This window comes from Enterobacter cloacae complex sp. P12RS (assembly GCF_014895875.1).
GTDB classification, from domain to species: Bacteria; Pseudomonadota; Gammaproteobacteria; order Enterobacterales; family Enterobacteriaceae; genus Enterobacter; species Enterobacter bugandensis.
Window position 1 is genome coordinate 1 of sequence record NZ_JADBQO010000121.1, and the last position, 706, is coordinate 706.

The 706-nt window shown below is 38.0% G+C and carries 1 pseudogene; it reads left to right on the forward strand.

Annotated features, from left to right (window positions below):
- Positions 1 to 706 (forward strand): annotated as a pseudogene (gene wzx, locus IM284_RS23205) (O45 family O-antigen flippase); the annotation flags it as partial.

Below are 706 nucleotides of genomic sequence, written 5' to 3' on the forward strand. Positions count from 1 at the left end.
CTTTTTTTATCTTAGCCTCGAGAGAATCACTCAACTCGTTATCATTATTATTATTAACAGATTATTGATAAATCATTATAATTTTGGTGATTTCAGTAGCTGGCAATATTCTCTCGTTATTCTGGCTATATTCATGACAGGCACATGGATCTGTGGGGCTGAGGTGGTTATTCCTAAATTGCTGGATGCACCATCAAAAATAAACTCCACTATGAGCAACGTGATTTTATTGCGTCTAGCGGCAGGAGTTTTCGTTGCATTGTGCATGGTGGCATGGGGAATCTTTGCTGCCAGTGGACTGTCCAGACAGTTCATTATTGGTTTGGCCATATCTGTTGCATTACGAGAAACTTTTATTGTAGGTTTAACCTGGTACCAAAGCCAGGCTCGTCTCAAGTTACCTTGCCTCGTGCTGATGTTCGCTGCAATAATTAAACTCATTGTCATTTATATTGGTGTAAGGAATCAATTGCCAATAAATTATCTTTGGGTGGCATGGGTTATAGAATCACTTTTACCTTGTGGCTTTATCTTTTATACTTTCAGAAAAGCTACAGGATTTAAATTCGTGAAGGTTGATTCTGAGATTTTTTCGTATTTTAAGATTGGTGTCGCCGTATGGTTTTGTTTGATTATGCAGCAGGTCACCATGAAATTTGATCGAGTATATCTCGAAGGAAAAATTTCTGGAGAAACGTATTCGAAC